The sequence below is a fragment of the Meridianimarinicoccus marinus genome (assembly GCF_040689105.1).
Classification (GTDB): domain Bacteria; phylum Pseudomonadota; class Alphaproteobacteria; order Rhodobacterales; family Rhodobacteraceae; genus Meridianimarinicoccus; species Meridianimarinicoccus marinus.
On sequence record NZ_JBFBVU010000080.1, the window covers coordinates 1 to 1,065 of the forward strand.

Genomic DNA, 1,065 nt, shown 5'->3' on the forward strand with positions numbered 1-1,065 from the left:
CCTCGGCGGCGTCGGCCACCAGCTCCTCGAGCTGCAATTCCATTTGGTCGATGAGCCGGGCAGTCCGTTCCGCGCTGCGGCCGTACTTGTCGCGCTTGAGCAGCGCGATTTCCAGTTTGAGCGCCGCGATCATCGCCTCGGAGGTCGAGACCACAGCGCGGGCCTGAGCGAGATCGGCTTCGGCGGCCGCGGCACGTCTTTCCGCCGTGGCCAGGGCGGCACGCAGTTTTTCGAGTTCGGAGGCGGCCTCGGACATGGCGGAGACCTACCATGCCGGCCCCGGAAAGCCCATGGGAAACAGCCTTATGAGCCTGATTTATCCTGCCTTTGCAGGGCGTTGCGTCCAGCGTGGATTGCGCCAGTCGATTCCCTCTGGAAGGTAGCCGAGCTGGGCGGCAGAGATCTGAACGGCCTCGCCGGAGCCGCTCGCCGGCCAGATGAATTTCCCGGCCTCCAGCCGCTTGGTATAGAGCGACATGCCGACACCGTCATGCCAGATCAGTTTCACCAGATCGCCGCGCCGTCCCCGGAAGCAGAAGATTTCGCCCGCATGCGGATCGCGTCCGAGCCCTTGCTGGACCTGCAGCGCCAGCGTGTTCATGCCGCGCCGCATGTCGGTGACGCCGCCCGCGATCCAGACCTTCACGCCGGTCGGAAACGCGATCATCGACTGTCTACCACGACAAGAAGCCGGGCCAGTGCTTCGGGTTCCACGTTGGCAGGAACGGCAAGCCGCCGCCCGTTCCCTAATGTAATCTCGACCCTGGCTTGAGGGTTCGGAGGTTGACTTGCTGGCAGCGCCGTTCCCCGGCTCTCATCGGAGACAATCACGGGGACAAATGTCGGCGAGCCGCCGCCAGCGAAGCCTCCGTTCCTGAACTGGCGGCGCCAAACCGTCAGAAGAGATCGGGAAACGCCATGGCGTCGTGCCGTGGCGCTAACCTGCCGATGTCCGGCAAAGCTCTCCTCGACGATCCGGAGCTTGTCCGCATCGCTCCAATTCCGCCGGCGAACGCCGTCCGCGGCAGAAAGGACTTCAATCTGGGGTTCGAATGTAAGGTCGCG

The 1,065-nt window shown here is 64.5% G+C and carries 3 protein-coding genes; all 3 read right to left on the minus strand.

Annotation, left to right across the window (positions count from 1 at the left end; genetic code table 11):
• On the minus strand, positions 1-256 hold a 256-nt coding region (locus AB0T83_RS20245), incomplete at its 3' end, for an IS66 family transposase (protein WP_366195000.1).
• Between the two features lie 60 nt (positions 257-316).
• Positions 317-667: an IS66 family insertion sequence element accessory protein TnpB gene (tnpB, locus tag AB0T83_RS20250; protein WP_366195001.1), complete on the minus strand. Its 351-nt coding sequence runs from the start codon at positions 665-667 to the stop codon at positions 317-319.
• The coding region (gene tnpA, locus AB0T83_RS20255) for an IS66-like element accessory protein TnpA (RefSeq protein ID WP_366195002.1) at positions 664-1,065 on the minus strand (402 nt) is incomplete at its 5' end. The genes tnpA and tnpB, both read right to left, overlap by 4 nt.

Bases quoted from the DNA above. Each gene is read 5' to 3' on its own strand.
- tnpB (WP_366195001.1), bottom strand. From the start codon at position 667: ATGATCGCGTTTCCGACCGGCGTGAAGGTCTGGATCGCGGGCGGCGTC.